Source organism: Candidatus Halobonum tyrrellensis G22 (genome assembly GCF_000495475.1).
Taxonomy (GTDB): Archaea; Halobacteriota; Halobacteria; order Halobacteriales; family Haloferacaceae; genus Halobonum; species Halobonum tyrrellense.
In genome coordinates, this window is the sequence record NZ_ASGZ01000064.1 from 153,089 (window position 1) to 168,253 (window position 15,165).

Below are 15,165 nucleotides of genomic sequence, written 5' to 3' on the forward strand. Positions count from 1 at the left end.
ACAAATATCGGGGGTGAAAACTGTCGTCCGGCGTCGGCAGTACCGCCGGGGATCAGTTCGGGGCGGAGGAGCGGTCCGTCCCGCCCGCCCGGCGGCGCGGCGAGACCAGTTCCCGGAGCGGCGCCGAGGGGGCGACCGAGACGGCGTCGAGCGCTCGCTCGGTGTCGGCACACCGACGCCGTGCGACCCGGTCGAGCGCCTCCCCGTCCGGGAGCGGCGCCGCGACGCGGACGGTCCGGGGCTCGGCGTCGGCCGTCCGCCGGAGCTGTCGCGCCGCGCTCGCGGCCCGACCGAGCGTCGCGAACCGCTCGACGCGCGGTCCGTCGGCGCCCGCGACGGTCGCCCCGATGGCGGCCGCCGCCGCCCCGAGACTCCCCGCCGTGCGGTCGGCGAACGCGCCGTACTCCTCCGCCGAGGGAATCGACCCGGCGCCGCGTCCGGCGAACGCCTCCACGATCCGACTCGCGGCGGTCGTGAGTCGCTCGACGCAGTCACCGCGGTGGTCGTCGTCGACCGCCGACAGCGCCGCGTACGCCGACGTGTGGAGGTAGTCGCTCGACAGGAGCGCCGCGGTCGGGTCGTGGGTCAGCGAGTGGGCCACCTCGTCGGCGAGTTGGACCAGTAGCTCGCTCCGCAGCCGGCAGTACTCGCGGAGGAGTTCGACCGCCGTCGCCGCCGGGAGGACCGCATCGACGTCGGCATCGGTGTCCGGACGCACGGCGGACTCGTACGAGACCGCCGCCAACTGACCGTACCACCGGTCGCTGCGCTCACGGACCGCCGCGACCGCGGGGGCGAGCGACGCCCCCTCGGCCGTCGCGAGCGCGTCGTCCAGCCGTCGGTCGAGCGCCGCGCGTCGTTCCGCCCGGGAGTGGTAACGCGACATCGTCAGTCGTCCGTCGGCGCCCCCTCGACGGCGGTGTCCTCGACGTCGACGCTCGACTCGGTGAGGTCCGACTCCCGCCACGTCCCCCGGCGGTACCAGCCGTACGCGATGGCGGCGCCGAGGACGTTCGAGACGGCGAACGACAGCCAGATGCCGTTCTCGGCCATCGGCCCCGACAGCAGCCACGCGAGCGGGAAGCGGACGACGCCGAGCATCAGCACCGAGATGGCCGCCGCGGTGAGCGTCTTGCCCGCGCCGCGGAGGCTCCCCGTGAACGCCCGCATGATCCCGATGAACCCGAACGTCAGCGCCACGTACCGCAGGAACGTCGCGCTCACGTCGACGACCGCGGGGTCGGTCGTGAACACGTCCGCGATGGGCGCGGCGGCGAACCAGACCACGACGCCCGCGACCGAGAGGATGCCGAACAGCACTTTCGACGCCAGCCCCGCGGCCGCCGCCGCGCGGTCGGGTTTGCCCGCGCCGATGTTCTGGCCGGTCATGGTCTCGACGCCGCGTGCCACCGCGATGGCGGGCAGGAAGATGACCGAGAACACGCGCGTCCCGATGCCGTACCCCGCGACCACCGCGGGCGAGAACGAGGCGACGATGAACAGCAGGAGGTTCATCGACACCGCGCGACCCGTCCCCTCGATGGAGGCGGGGACGCCGATCCGGGCGAGTCGACGGAGGTAGTCCAGGTCGGGCGCCATGTCGCGGAGGTGGATCTGGACGCCGCGGGTGCCGCGGAACATGACCGCGAGACCGACCACGAGCGCGAGCGCCCGCGAGAAGACGGTCGCCACCGCCGCGCCGGTGATCCCCGACCCGGTGTAGCCGGTCGCCGCGAACAGCGTCGCCTCCACCCCGCCCAGTCCGAGCATCGAGAACAGCGGGTTCGACTCGAACCCGAAGATCAGGAACGGGTCGAGGACGATGTTGAGCACGACCGACCCGAACATCACGAGCATCGGGGTGATCGTGTCGCCGTACCCCCGCATCAGCGAGATGAACACCGCGAACCCGAACATGAACAGCAGGCCGACCGAGATGACCTCCATGTACTGCGTCGCCAGCGGCAACACGTCGGGCGAGGCGCCCATGAGCGCGAGGAACTGATCGACGAAGACGTAGCCGACACCGCCCAGTACGACCGAGGCGATGGCGGCGAACGTGACGGTCTGGGAGGCGGCGTACTCGGCCTCGCGCTCCTTGCCGCTCCCGGTAAACTGCGCGACGAGGACGCTCCCCGCCACACTGATCCCCATCCCCAGCGAGATGAGCAGGAACACCATCGGGAACGCGAAACTGATCGCCGCCAGCGCGTCCGTGTTGTACTGGCCGAGCCAGAACGTGTCCGCGAGGTTGTACGCGGTCTGGAACAGGTTCGTGACGACGATCGGCATCGACAGGAAGAACAGCGGTTTGCCGATGCCGCCCGCGGTGAGGTCGAACTCCTCTTGGCCCTTGAACAGCGAGCCGATGCGGTCGAAGACCCCCATCAGCGCTCGACCTCCAGCGACCCGCTCGCGTCCGCGAGTAGGTGCCGCTCGGCGTAGTCTATCAGCGTCTCGTACAACTCGTCGGTCGAGCCGTCGATCGCGACCCGCCGGGCGTGCGCCCCCTGTACGGTCGCCGTGAGACACTCGGCGACCCGGGCGGGGTCGACGCTCGGGTCGAACTCGCCCGACTCGACGCCGTCGGCGACGACGGTCTCCAACCGGTCGAACAGCGCGGCGTCGAACTCGACGAGGTGTTCGCGGATCGTGTCGTTGTACGGCGCCTGCGCTTTCACCTCCAAGAGTGCGGTGCGGAACCCTCGACCGGACGACGCCCCCTCGTCGGTGAGCAGGACCGCCAACAGCGAGCGGAACCGCTCGGTCGCGGTGTCGCCCGTCGCCGCGTCGATGCGGTCGGTGTACTCCTCGTAGAGCAGTTCGAGGAACGCGTCGAACAGGTCGCGTTTCCCGTCGTAGTAGTAGTGGATCAGCGCCTTGCTTCGGTCGGACTCCGCGGCGATCTCCTTGAGCGTGAGGTCCGCGTAGCCGTGTTCACAGAGCGCGCGATACGTCGCCCGCAGTATCTCCCTCTCCGGTCCGTCGTCCATCTGATCGACTGTACTTACTAACCGGTTAGTCAAAAACCTTCGGATGCCGCTGAGGACCCGCCTCGGGCGGTTCGGGCGGTCGTTCCGGGCGTATCGAGGCTGATCGGCGCGTAGACAGTTCCGGCGGCGACGGAGGGGGAAACGGTTATCCAACCGGAGAGTAAGTACCTACAGAATGGCCGACCCACCGGAGGGGACTACCTCGGAGGCGGACGAGGAGATCATGGGCGCGACGTACCGCGCGCTCCAGGAGTACGGCTACGCCGACCTGACCGTCAGGCGGATCGCCGACGAGTACGGCAAGTCGACCGCCGCGGTCCACTACCACTACGACACGAAGGACGACCTGCTTGCGGCGTTCCTCGACTACCTCCTCGCGCGGTTCGTCGACGCGATCCACGAAGTCGAGACCACCGACCCCGAGCGACGGCTGGACCTGCTACTCGACAAACTCCTCGTCGACCCCGAGGGCCACCGCGACCTGCTGGTGGCGATGCTGGAGATGCGGAGCCAGGCGCCGTACAAGGAGCGGTTCCAAGAGCGGTTCGACCAGAACGACGAGTACGTCCGCTACGTCCTCCGGACGGTCGTCGACGACGGCATCGACCGCGGCGTCTTCGCCGACGTCGACTCCGACCACGTCTCGCGCGCGCTCATGACCATCGTCGACGGGGCGCGCACCCGCGCGGCCGTCCAACCGGAGGGGGCCGACCCCGGGGCGCTCGCGACCGCGCGCCGGACCGCCGACGAGTACGTCGACGCGGTGCTCCTCCGCGACGACTGAGCCGACCGGTCCACCCTCCGACTCCCGCGCCGCCTCACCGCTCCTCGGCGGACCGGTCGCGCGGAGGCCGGTCCCCCTCGGGTTCTCGGTCGGCGGCCCGGTCGAGTTCCGCCGTACACCAGTGACAGAACTCCAGGTCCGGGTCGAGTTCCCGCCCGCAGTGCGGGCACGCGACGGGGGCGGACCCTGCCTCCGGTTCGGTGGTCCGCGCGGCGACCATCCGCGCGACGGCGTTGTTGACGCGCGCCAGCAGGTAGGCGTCGACGACGCTGACCGCAGCCACGGCCAGCGTCGGGGCGAACGCCAGCGGGTCGGCGACGGTTCCGTTCGCGGCCGCCTCGACGGCGGCCGGGTCGACGAACAGGACTGTCGTCGCGACAGTGAGGACGACCCACGCGAGCGCGCGTCCCCACCGCCGCAGGTAGAGGTGGCCGAACCCCGTGGCCAGCGCCGCCAACAGCGCCGCGAGCCACGGTCGCTTCCGGGAGACCGATCGGTTCACGCCTTGACTAATCGGTTAGTAAGTTATAAGCCTTCTTCCCCGCCGGTCGACGATCGGGAGTGGGTCGCCCATCGCGCGCGGCCGAAATCGGGCCGACGGACGGCGCGAAGCCCCGGTACCGCGCGAACTACCAGTTCCAGGGGCCGTGGTCGGGGTCGATCTCGCGGTACTCGCGGTCGATGGAGTCGATCAGTTCGCGGTCGTCGTCGTCGAGTTCGAGTTCTCGGGCCGCGAGGTTGTCTTCCATGTGCTCGCGACTGCTCGCCTTCGGGATGGCGGCGACGTTGTCGTGGTCGAGCAGCCACGCGAGACAGACCTGCGCGGGCGAGGCGTCGTGTCTCTCCGCGACCTCCTGTATCTCGGGTACGTCGAGCGCCTCGCCCTTCCCGAGCGGCGAGTACGCGACCAGCCAGTGGTCGTGCGTTTGGGCGTACTCGACGAGTTCCTCCTGGGGGAGCAGCGGGTGCATCTCGACTTGGTTGGCGAACAGCGGCGCGTCGAGGTGCTCGCGCGCCTCGTCGAGCAGTTCGGGTGTGAAGTTGGCGACGCCGACGTTGCGCGCCTTCCCCTCGTCGTAGGCGTCGTCGAACGCCGACAGCACGGGTTCGTGTTCGTACGCGCCCGACGGCCAGTGGACGTACAGCAGGTCGACGGCGTCGACGCCGAGGCGGTCGAGACAGCCGTCGATGGCCTCGGGCACGTCCGCGGGGTCGTCGGGCACGTCGACGTGCATCGTCTTGGTCGCGAGGAACACGTCCTCGCGGTCGACCTCCGACGAGCGTATCCCCTCGCCGACGTACTCCTCGTTCTCGTACACCTGCGCCGTGTCGACGTGCCGGTAGCCCACGTCGAGGGCGGTCCGGACGTTCTCGGTCCACTGGTCGCGGTCGTCGGCCGAGTACGTGCCGAGACCGAGTCGCGGCATCTCGTCTGCGACGTCGGGGGAGTCTCCGGGCATCACCACACCTTCTCCGCGCGCCCGCATCAATACCACGGCCCCGGCACTCGATTCGAGTCCCCCGGATTCGCACGGGTCGTGTTGACGAATTAGTCACTACGTTCGTTGTTAGTCACGAACTTTTTCAACGGTGCCGCGGCTGGGTCGGGACGGATGAGACGACGAACCCTGTTGAAAGGCGTGGGCGCGGCGGGGCTGGTCCCGTTCGCGACGACACGAGCGGCGGCGGCACCGTCGGGCGGCGACGACGCGACGTGGACGACCGGGAAGAAGTACGGCGTCGGCACCGTCGCGGACCACCGGACCGACGACGCCTCCCGGGTGTGGTTCACGCTGACCGAGGGGGCGCTGACGGAGGTGCGCTTCCCGCGGATCGACCTGCTGAACGTCCGGACGCTCGACTTCGTGGTGGCCGACCCCGACGCGGGCTACGCGAAGCGGACGTTCGACGAGAACCGCACCGACGAGGGGACCGTCGAGCGGTCGGTCGAACTCGTCGACGACCGCGCGCTCCTGTTCGAACAGACGGTGACCGAGACGGCGTCCGGCCGCGGCTGGACGCTCACCGCGGAGTACGTCGCGGCTCCCGGCGGGGACGCCCTGCTCGCCGACGTGACGTTCGAGGCGACGGACGGCGGGTCGTACGACGTGTACGCGGTGCTCGACGCCTCCGTGGCCCAAAGCGGGATGGCCGACACCGCCGCGGTCCGCGGCACCGAGGGCGACCGCGTCCTGACCGCGACGGACACCGAGGCCAACGACGGGGACGCCGTCATCGTCGACGAGGCGGGGAACGCGTACAACCCCGCGCTCGCGATGGCCTCGGCGTCCGGGTTCGAGTTCGCGAGCGCCGACGTGGCCGGCGGCGACGGTCTCTCGGGGCTACTCTCGAACGGGTCGCTCGGCGACCCCCACGGCGAGTCGGAGGGCAACGTCGCGCTGGTGGGTCGGCTCGGCTCGGGCGTCTCGTCGGCGAGCGAGACGCTGTCGCTCGGCTTCGCGACCGGCCGCGACGTCGACGCCGCGGTCGGGGTGGCCCGGGACGCGCTCTCGACGGGGTACGCCGCGGCGCGGAGCGGCTACCGCGAGTCGTGGCACGCCTACCTCGACGAACTCGACGCGCCGTCGAGCGTGAGCGGCGACCTCCGCACCCAGTACGACGTGTCGGCGATGGCGCTCCGGGCGGCCGACTCGAAGAACTACCCCGGCGCGGGCATCGCCAGCCCCTCGGTGCCGTGGGGCGACGCGACGGAGGCGAACAACCCCTCCGACTACGGCTACAACTTCGTCTGGTCGCGCGACCTCTATCAGGCGTACACCGCGATGCTGGCGATGGGGGACGTGGAGGGTGCGCGCGACGCGACGGAGTACATCTACGACTACCAGCAGCGCGAGAACGGGTTCGTCCCCCAGAACACGTTCGTCGACGGGCGGACCCGCTGGGGCGGCGAGCAGATGGACAACGTCTCGTGGCCGCAGGTGATGGCGTACCAACTGTGGGAGCGTGAGGACGTGGGCTTCGACGACGCCGACTACGACTACGAGAACGTCCGGCTGTCGGCGACGTACGTGGCGACGAACGGCCCGCACACCGACCAGGAGCGGTGGGAGGAGGAGAGCGGCTACTCGCCGTCGACGACGGCCGCCGAGATAGCCGGGCTGGCGTGTGCGGCGGCGCTCGCGGACGCCGCGGGCGAGCGGACCGACGCGCTGCTGTTCCTCGGCGTCGCCGACCGCTGGCAGTCGACCACCGAGGAGTGGATGGCGACCACCCAGCCGCCGGAGCTCGAAGAGCCGGACGACATCGGCGACGACTACGACGTCGACTACACCACGGCGACGACGCCGTACTACTTCCGGGTCAACGACGACACCGACCCGAACGACGGCGCGCCGCTCGACATCAACAACGGCGGGCCGTCGCTCGACGAGCGGTCGGTGATAGACGCCGGCTTCCTCGAACTTGTCCGCCTGGGGGTGAAGCCGTGGGACGACCCGGTGGTCGAGAACTCGCTCGACCTGGTCGACCGCACCATCCAGGTCGACACGCCGAACGGCCCGGCGTGGTACCGCTACACCGAGGACGGCTACGGCGAACAGGGCCGCGACGACGCCGACGACCTGCCGGCGGGCGCGCCGTGGGGCGCGAACGGCGACAACGCCGGCCGGGGGCGACTGTGGCCCATCTTCTCGGGCGAACGCGGCGAGTACGAACTCCTCTCGGACGCCGACGAGTACGACCCCGCCGAACTGCTCGAGTCGATGCACCGGTTCGGCAACTCGGGGTACATGATCCCCGAACAGGTGTGGGACCGCACCGAACCGACGGCGTACGGCTGGGAGTTCGGCGAGGGAACCGGGTCGGCCACGCCGCTGTCGTGGTCGATGGCGCAGTTCGTCCGGCTAGCGTGGGGTATCGACGCGGGCGAACCCGTCGAGACGCCCGCGTTCGTCGCCGACCGCTACGTCGAGAGCGCGGTTCCCGAGGGTCCCGACCTGTCCGTCGAGTTCCCCTCGGAGACGGTCCGGAGCGACACCGTGACCGTGTCGGGGACGACGGACGGTGCGACGGTCGTCGTCGCCACGACCGAGGAGACGGTCGCGGTCGAGCCGTCGGGCGGGTCGTTCGAGACGGAGGTGACCGTCGCCGACGGCACGAGCGATCTGACGGTCGTCGCCGCGACGGACGCCGCCGACCTCTCGGGGGTCGGGACGACGGCGCGGACGGGCGAGGTACGGTCGGTGTCGCTCGGCGACCGGGTCGCCCTCTTCGACGACGAGACGGGCGACGACCACGGCCCCGGGTCGTACACGTACCCGACGGCCGACGCGTTCGTCGACGGCGCGTTCGACGTCGACTCGGTGGGCATCTACGAGACGGACGAGCGCTACCAGTTCCTCTACACGCTCGCGGGTCCGCTGACGAACCCGTTCGGCGGCGCGGCGGGCTTCTCGCTGCAGGCGCTGCAGGTGTACGTCCGCGACCCGAGCGCCGACGGCGGCGCGACGGCGGCCCGCGAGGGGGTCAACGCGGAGTTCGCCGCCCCCTACCAGCGGCGCGTCGTCGCCGACGGGTTCACCGGCGAGTTCGCGCCCCGCGTCGAGGACGCCGCCGGCGGCGTCGTCACCGAGGACGTCTCGCTCACGGCGTACCCGGAGGCGAGCGCCGTCAAGGTCGGCGTGCCGAAGTCGTCGCTCGGCGGCGACGTCCGGACCCTCCAGTTCGCGCCGCTGCTCATGGGTCAAGACGGGTTCAGCCCCGGGCGGATCCGCCCGGTGAACGCCGCCAACGGCGGCTACGTCTTCGGCGGCGGCCGCGACGACGACCGCAACCCGAACGTCATCGACCTGGTGGTGCCCGACGGCACCACCCAGGCGGACACGCTGAGCTACGACGACGACCCACGGGGGACGGTCCCGTACCTCTCGGTGGGGACGCGGTACCAGGTGGACTTCGCCGCGGGCGAACCGATAGAGGAACTCGGCGATGACGGCCTGTACGCCGACCAGGACCGGCTGATGCGGTTCGCGTTCGGGTCGGTCGAGGAGGGCATCACGGAGAAGGACACCGCGTGGCCGAGCGCTGAGATACGCGACTGTCTCGACTACGGCCACATCGTCGAACACGACGACGGCACCGCGAGCGTCACCTTCACCGTCGCCGACGACTGCGACGAGACGACGCTGTCGCTGGCGGTCTACTCCATGCCCGGCGACGAGTTCACCGCCGACACCGCCGACGAACAGGTCCTACTCGACAGCACGACCGGAACCTTCGGACCCGGCGACCACACCATCACCGTCGACCTACCCGGCGGCGGCGCCGACGACGGGAACGGCTGACCGCGACGGTCAGCACGCTCCCGGTCGCGGTACTCGGGCGTCGTTCGGCCGTCGTCGCGTATTGCTCCGCCGTCCCGACCGCCGAGAATGGGGTAAAAGCTTATACTGACTAAACGGTTAGTTACCACTCACACCATGAACGGGATCAGCGGGAAGACGGCGGTAGTGACGGGCGCCGGGTCCGGTATCGGGCGCGCGACGGCCGAGCGGTTCGCCGCGGAGGGGGCGAACGTCGTCGTCGCGGACGTAGTCGAGGAGACGGGGCGCGAGACGGTCGAGTCCATCGAGGACGACGGCGGCGAGGCGACGTTCGTCGAGGTGGACGTCAGCGACACCGAGTCGGTCGAGCGGATGGTCGACACCGCGGTGGAGGAGTACGGCGGCCTCGACTTCGCGAACAACAACGCGGGCATCCTCACCGGGTTCGCGGGAGTGACGGACATCGAGGAGGAGCAGTGGGACCGACTGATCGACATCAACCTGAAGGGCGTCTGGGCGTGTATGAAGGCCGAACTCCCCGTGATGGAAGCGCAGGGGAGCGGCGCCATCGTCAACACCGCCTCCGAGGCCGGGCTGGTCGGCATGGGCGGGCTAGCCAGCTACTCGGCCAGCAAGCACGGCGTGGTCGGTCTGACCAAGACGGTCGCACTGGAGTACGCCTCCCGGGGCATCCGGGTCAACGCGGTCGCACCGGGACCCACCGACACGAACATCCAATCGGGGATGAGCGGCGGGAGCGGCGACCCGTCGTCGATGCCGTTCGACACGTCCGCGATGGTCGACGTACCGATGGGGCGGACCGCCGAACCGGAGGAGATGGCCGGCGTGGTGGCGTTCCTCTGCTCGGAGGACGCCTCGTACGTCACCGGCCACACGCTCCCGGTCGACGGCGGACAGGCCGCGGACTGAGGCCGCGACCGCACCGGTTCGGTGCCGGCGCTTCCGCCCGCCCTACTCGGCGCCGTCGCCCCAGTACGACGCCAGTCCGAGCGCGAACGCGACGCCCGTGAGGAACGCGACGGCGAGCGTCGACCGGTCGACGGCGTCCCGGTGGGTCCACGCGAGGACCCCGGCGACGGCGGCGTTCGCGCTCCCCCAGAGGACGTTCGTCTCGGGGCTCGAATCCTCGCCCGCGGGGGACACGTGTCGCTCGCCGGTCACACCCTTGACGAAGTGAGGGACCGCGTTCGTTCCGAACAGCCCGACGCCCGCGAACGCGAGCAGTTGTTTCGGTGTCGCCATCGACTCCACCTCGGGGAGCCAGGGTGATAGCTCGTGTGAACTGTACGACCCGTTCGTCCGCGTCGACCGGAGGGACGCGGCTGGGGGTGTACTGTGTCGTGCACCCACGTCGTCCGTCGCCCGCGCGTCGCCTCCGTCACGCGCCCGCCGTTCGGCGACTCGGCCGTGAGCCGTCGGGCCGACCGTGGGCCGACCCGCGTATCGACTGGTGGGTCGACCGCGAGCGGGCGGGTCAGTCGCCCGACGACGGGTCGGCGGCCGGCGACCCCGCCGCGGTCGACCCCGGCTCTTCCACCTGGGTGTAGACGAGCACGAAGCCGACGAGCGCGAGCACCGCGCCGAAGACGAACGGCGTCGCGTACGGTTGGCCGACGGAGAGGTCGATCCCGGCGAGGTAGCTCGCCGACAGCGGGCCGATGGCGACGCCGAGCGCGATGCTCCGGCGGTCGGTGTCGAGAACCCCCACTACTCGCTCCCCCCGAGCGCCGGGGACCACCCCGGCCCGGTCGGCGAACGGTTCCGCGCGGCGGATATAACTAACCAGTCAGTCAGCAGGCGTGAACCCGGTCGGGCACCCGTATAACACTGGTGTGAGACTTCACACACGGTCCGCGCAGGGCCGGTCGGGACGCCACGAGAGTCACGGGGAGATCCCCCCTCCGTCCGGCGAGAGCACCGCGTCGAGGTAGCGGCCGAGTTCGGCGCGGACGACGGCCACGTCGTCGATGTCCGAGGTGGGGCGGTGGGTGCGGACCCCCCCGATGACGGTGAACACGAACGCCGCGACCCGGTCGGGGTCGACCGAACGGAACGCCCCCCGTTCGACGCCGGCGCGGACGGCCCGCGCGATGCGGTCGCGGAAGAACCGGTCGTGGCGCGTGAACTCCGCGCGGTAGCGGGCGTCGTGGGCGGCCTGCGCGCGGAGTTCGACCATCGCGGCGCCGAACTCGCGGCGGTCGTCGGGGAGGTCGGGTGCGAGCACGTGGTCGAGCATCGACTCGAAGTGGGCGGCGGGGTCGTCGCCCGGGTCGGCGTCGATGGTGCGTTCGAACTCCTCGAGCATGAACGAGAGGAAGTCGAGGAGGAGTTCGTCCTTCCCGTCGTAGTGGTGGTACAGCAGCGACTTGCTCTTGGCGAAGCGATCGCCGATCCGCTGGATGGTGAGGTCGGCGTACCCGTGGTCACACAGCGCCCGGTAGGTCGCCTGCATGATCTCCTCGCGGGTCCCCCGCGGGTCGTCGAGCGCCGAGTGCGCTCTCGCCTCGGAGTCGTCCGGGTCGGTGCCGTTCCCGTCGGCGTCCATCTCACCGCGCCTCCGCGCTCGTTGCGCGCGCCATGTAGTAGACGGCGACCGCGCCGAACGCGATATCGAGCGTTACGAGCACCGCGAGCGCGGGCACCAGCGTGTTCCAGACCCCGCCGAACGCCGTCACCTCGACCACGCTCATCACGTCGCGGCCGAACATCAGCGCGCGCGCCGCGTCGATGCCGTACGTGATCGGGTTGAGGCTGGCGACCACCCGCACCCACCCCGGGAGCGACTCCAGCGGGAGGAACGCGCTCGACAGAAAGAGGAGCGGGAACTGGAGGATGTTGACCGACAGCATCGTCGACTCCTGGTCGCGCGTGACGAGCGCCATGATGTTCGAGAAGGCCGTGAACCACACCGAGAAGACGATGCCGACGACGACGATACCCACCGCGCCGGGGAGACCCGTGGCGACGTACGGTCCCGTGTTCCCGCCGGTGTCGAGCCACAGCAGGACGTAGCCGAACGTGAGGACGATACACACCTGGACGACGATCCGGAGCACCTCCGAGAGCGACTTGCCGAGAAACACCGCCCCGCGGTGCATCGGCGACACCAGCGCCTTCTCGAACATGCCGCTCTCGATGTCCTCGACCAACCCGATGCCGGAGGTGGTCGCGCTGACGAGCGACACCTGGATCGCGATGGCGGGGACGAGGTAGGTGGTGTAGTTCACGTCCGCGCCGACGCTGCCGCCGATGGCGCCGCCGGTGACCCCGCCGAACACCTCGGTGAACAGCACGAGGAACATAAGCGGGTTCAACAGCGAGAACGTCAACACGAACGGGTTGCGGGCCGTCTTCAGCATCCACCGCTTGAGGTTGACCCACGTGTCCGTGAGGAAGCCGTTGCCCGACGCCTCGGCCCGCGAGTTCCCCGTCCCGGCGGCGGTGCCGGCGTCGGACTCCGTCTCGGCGCTCATCGGGACGCCCCCGGGGCGCGCTCGGGGTCGGCAGTCGCGTCGGCGTCCGTATCGTCGCCGTCCACGTCGTACTCCTCGCCGGTGATGGCGAGGAACACGTCGTCGAGCGTCGGACTCCGCACGTTGAACCCCGTGATCGTCAGGCCGGCATCGCGGAGCGACACCAGCAGGTCCGTGCCGCGGCTGCGCGCCACCGAGGAGGTGACGACGATGCCGTCGTCGGTGGTCTCGACCGCCGCCGCGTCGTCGACGAGCGCGGAGTCGGCCGCGATGGCGCGCGCGCGTTCGACGTCGCGGTCGGTGGGGTCGTCGAGTTCGAGTTCGAGTACGTCGCCGCCGACCCGCGACTTCAACTCGGCGGGCGACCCCGAGACGGCTATCTCGCCGCCTTTGATCACGCCGATGCGCTCGCAGAGTTGGTCCGCCTCTTCGAGGTACTGCGTCGTGAGGAACACGGTGGTCCCGCGGTCGTTGATCCGCCGGAAGTAGTCCCACAGCCGGTTTCGCGCCTTCGGGTCGAGACCCGTCGTCGGTTCGTCGAGGAAGACGACCGGCGGTTCGTGAACCAGCGCGGTGGCGACGTCGAGCCGCTTCTTCATCCCGCCCGAGAAGTCCTTCGCCCGTTTGTCGGCCACGTCCGCCAGGTCGACCAGGTCGAGCAGGTCGTCGATCCGACCCGCCCGCTCCCCGCGGGGGACGCCGTACGCCTCGCAGGCGAACCGGACGTTCTCGCGGGCGGTGAGTTCGGTGTCGATGCTGGTCTCTTGGGCCATGTAGCCGATCGACTCGCGGACCCGCCGGGGGGCGTCCGCCACGTCGTAGCCGTTGACGCGAACGCTGCCCTCGGTCGGACGCAACAGCGTCACGAGCATCTTGATCGTCGTGGTCTTGCCCGCGCCGTTCGCGCCGAGGAAGCCGAAGAACTCCCCCTCGGGGATGTCGAGCGAGACGTCCTCGACCGCCTCCGTCCCGTCCGCGTACGTCAACGCGAGGTGTCGGGCGTCGATAGCGCTCACGGGGGACGGGAACACGTCGGACCACTTAGCGTTTTTGAATGAATATTCAATCAAGGTAGCCACCCACACGGATCGACGCCGCTCCCGATATAATACCAATTTAAGTAGTATTATACTGAGAATATGATTATTCGCCCGTACGGTTTCTCAGGTTCCGATAGTCGGCGTGCAACGAAATAAACGTTATACTGTCCGATACAATCGGATTTTACCCCGTATCTGCCGACGAGTACGACCTCTCTCGTGATCGATTCTCGCGTGGTGAAATGACGATCGCGATTAATATCACAATAGTAGCCATCCTACCGACTGTTTGTACAGCTAGCGGTCGAACCCGAAGCGACTGACTAACCGGTCCGGGCAGGACCACTCGCCGACGGATCCCACCCCGCCTGAAGCCGGGAGTCGTCGACTCGCGAAACCCGCCGGATGACCGGCTCGCAGTTCCTAACGGCGGGCGTCCCCGTCGCCGGGAGTTCCGGCCGTTCAACCCTCTCCGCCCGTGGCCAACCGCCGGAGGCCCCGTCGTCGGAGAGCGAACGCGCGTCGGGGAGCGCGGGTCGAAGGAGGAGGCTGTTCTGGTCTCCAGAACGTTTATCATCGTTACACACGAACGCAGGTGTAGATGAACGCCAAACACCCGGTGCGAACCACCGAGAAGACGCTCGCCCTCGTCGAGGAGTTGATGGACCGGGGGCCGTGCGGCGTGACCGAACTGGCGGAGGGGCTGGACATGGGGAAGAGCGCGGTGCACAACCACCTGACGACGCTCCGCGAACACGGCTACGTGCTCAAGAGCGGCGACGAGTACCAACTCGGCTTGAAGTTCCTCGAAGTCGGCGGACACACGCGGAAGTCGATGGAGTTCTACCAGGTGGCCGAGTCGGAGATCAAGTCGCTGGCGGTCGAGACGGGCGAACTCGCCAACCTGCTGGTCGAAGAGCAGGGGATGGGCGTCTACCTGATGCGTTCGAAGGGGGACAAGGCGGTCGACCTCGACACGTACGCCGGTCTCCGCACGTACCTCCACACAACCGGGCTTGGCAAGGCCATCCTCGCGAACCTGCCCGAGTCGCGCGTCGACGAGATCATCGAGCAACGGGGGCTCAAACAGGAGACGCCGCGGAGCATCGGAACTCGGGGGGAACTGTTCGACGCCCTCGACGAGATCCGCGAGCGTGGGTACGCCATCGACGACGGCGAGCGACTCGAGGGACTGCGCTGTATCGCGGCGCCCGTCAAGTCGTCGACGGGCGAGGTGCTCGGGTCGATCAGCGTCTCGGCGCCCGCCAGCCGGGTCAGCGACGAGGACCTCCACGGCGAACTCGCCGAACTCGTCCTCAGCGCGGCGAACGTCGTCGAACTCAACATCAACTACTGACTCACCGACCCGTTCTGAATCGCCGAACGGGCGCTCGCCCCACACGCTACCTTCGGTCGTCCTCCCGCCCCCGTTTCCGACCGTCCGAGCTCTCGATTACAGTCGTACCGACGTAAACGCCGTGTTCGATAGTTATACAGCGTGATCGATCCGCACCGACTTGGACGGTGGGGCAACTCGCGTTCTGTATCCCACAACGGAGCCGTCACGCGCTC

Annotated in this window: 14 protein-coding genes; 4 read left to right on the top strand and 10 right to left on the bottom strand. The window is 69.4% G+C overall.

The genetic code is table 11. From position 1 onward, the window contains the following. Positions 1–52: 52 nt before the first annotated feature. Genes K933_RS16130 through K933_RS16140 form a run of 3 tightly spaced genes read right to left on the bottom strand, consistent with a single transcriptional unit; the run spans position 53 to position 2,993 of the window. Positions 53–886: a hypothetical protein gene (locus K933_RS16130; protein ID WP_023395821.1), complete on the bottom strand. Its 834-nt coding sequence runs from the start codon at positions 884–886 to the stop codon at positions 53–55. 2 nt (positions 887–888) lie between these two features. After that, positions 889–2,388 carry an MATE family efflux transporter gene (locus K933_RS16135; protein WP_023395822.1) on the bottom strand — a complete coding sequence of 500 codons (1,500 nt, stop codon included), beginning with the start codon at positions 2,386–2,388 and terminating at the stop codon, positions 889–891. Continuing rightward, on the bottom strand, positions 2,388–2,993 hold the full coding sequence (locus K933_RS16140) for a TetR/AcrR family transcriptional regulator (protein WP_023395823.1): 606 nt from the start codon (positions 2,991–2,993) through the stop codon (positions 2,388–2,390). The genes K933_RS16135 and K933_RS16140 overlap by 1 nt, the downstream gene beginning before the upstream one ends. A 175-nt stretch (positions 2,994–3,168) precedes the next feature. Here K933_RS16140 and K933_RS16145 point away from each other — a divergent pair, with 175 nt between their 5' ends. After that, on the top strand, positions 3,169–3,777 hold the full coding sequence (locus K933_RS16145; protein ID WP_023395824.1) for a TetR/AcrR family transcriptional regulator: 609 nt from the start codon (positions 3,169–3,171) through the stop codon (positions 3,775–3,777). A 34-nt stretch (positions 3,778–3,811) separates the two neighbouring features. Here K933_RS16145 and K933_RS16150 read toward each other — a convergent pair whose 3' ends face one another. After that, positions 3,812–4,279: a zinc ribbon domain-containing protein gene (locus K933_RS16150; protein ID WP_023395825.1), complete on the bottom strand. Its 468-nt coding sequence runs from the start codon at positions 4,277–4,279 to the stop codon at positions 3,812–3,814. A 127-nt stretch (positions 4,280–4,406) separates the two neighbouring features. Then, a complete protein-coding gene (locus K933_RS16155; RefSeq protein ID WP_023395826.1) occupies positions 4,407–5,237 on the bottom strand; it encodes an aldo/keto reductase in 831 nt (276 codons plus the stop codon). 153 nt (positions 5,238–5,390) lie between these two features. Between K933_RS16155 and K933_RS16160 the strand changes: the two genes are divergently transcribed. Next, positions 5,391–9,080 (top strand): glucodextranase DOMON-like domain-containing protein, encoded by a 3,690-nt coding sequence (locus K933_RS16160; RefSeq protein ID WP_080509306.1) that lies wholly within the window; start codon positions 5,391–5,393, stop codon positions 9,078–9,080. Between the two features lie 135 nt (positions 9,081–9,215). Continuing rightward, complete coding sequence (locus K933_RS16165) at positions 9,216–9,989, top strand: SDR family NAD(P)-dependent oxidoreductase (RefSeq protein ID WP_023395828.1); 774 nt, start codon at positions 9,216–9,218, stop codon at positions 9,987–9,989. Positions 9,990–10,031: 42 nt separating this feature from the next. On the opposite strand, the gene K933_RS16170 is transcribed toward K933_RS16165, so the two are convergent. From K933_RS16170 to K933_RS16190, 5 genes are all read right to left on the bottom strand, one after another. Next, a complete protein-coding gene (locus K933_RS16170; RefSeq protein ID WP_049947972.1) occupies positions 10,032–10,322 on the bottom strand; it encodes a hypothetical protein in 291 nt (96 codons plus the stop codon). Positions 10,323–10,554: 232 nt separating this feature from the next. Further along, on the bottom strand, positions 10,555–10,788 hold the full coding sequence (locus K933_RS16175) for a hypothetical protein (protein ID WP_023395830.1): 234 nt from the start codon (positions 10,786–10,788) through the stop codon (positions 10,555–10,557). 174 nt (positions 10,789–10,962) lie between these two features. Beyond that, positions 10,963–11,625: a TetR/AcrR family transcriptional regulator gene (locus K933_RS16180; RefSeq protein ID WP_023395831.1), complete on the bottom strand. Its 663-nt coding sequence runs from the start codon at positions 11,623–11,625 to the stop codon at positions 10,963–10,965. Position 11,626: 1 nt separating this feature from the next. Continuing rightward, complete coding sequence (locus tag K933_RS16185) at positions 11,627–12,553, bottom strand: ABC transporter permease (RefSeq protein ID WP_023395832.1); 927 nt, start codon at positions 12,551–12,553, stop codon at positions 11,627–11,629. Next, the gene (locus K933_RS16190; RefSeq protein ID WP_023395833.1) at positions 12,550–13,569 is read right to left on the bottom strand and encodes a daunorubicin resistance protein DrrA family ABC transporter ATP-binding protein; all 1,020 of its coding nucleotides are present in this window, start codon (positions 13,567–13,569) and stop codon (positions 12,550–12,552) included. The genes K933_RS16185 and K933_RS16190 overlap by 4 nt, the downstream gene beginning before the upstream one ends. A gap of 625 nt (positions 13,570–14,194) precedes the next feature. On the opposite strand from K933_RS16190, the gene xacR reads away from it, so the two are divergent. After that, positions 14,195–14,950 (top strand): HTH-type transcriptional regulator XacR, encoded by a 756-nt coding sequence (gene xacR / locus K933_RS16195; protein WP_023395834.1) that lies wholly within the window; start codon positions 14,195–14,197, stop codon positions 14,948–14,950. Positions 14,951–15,165 lie beyond the last annotated feature (215 nt).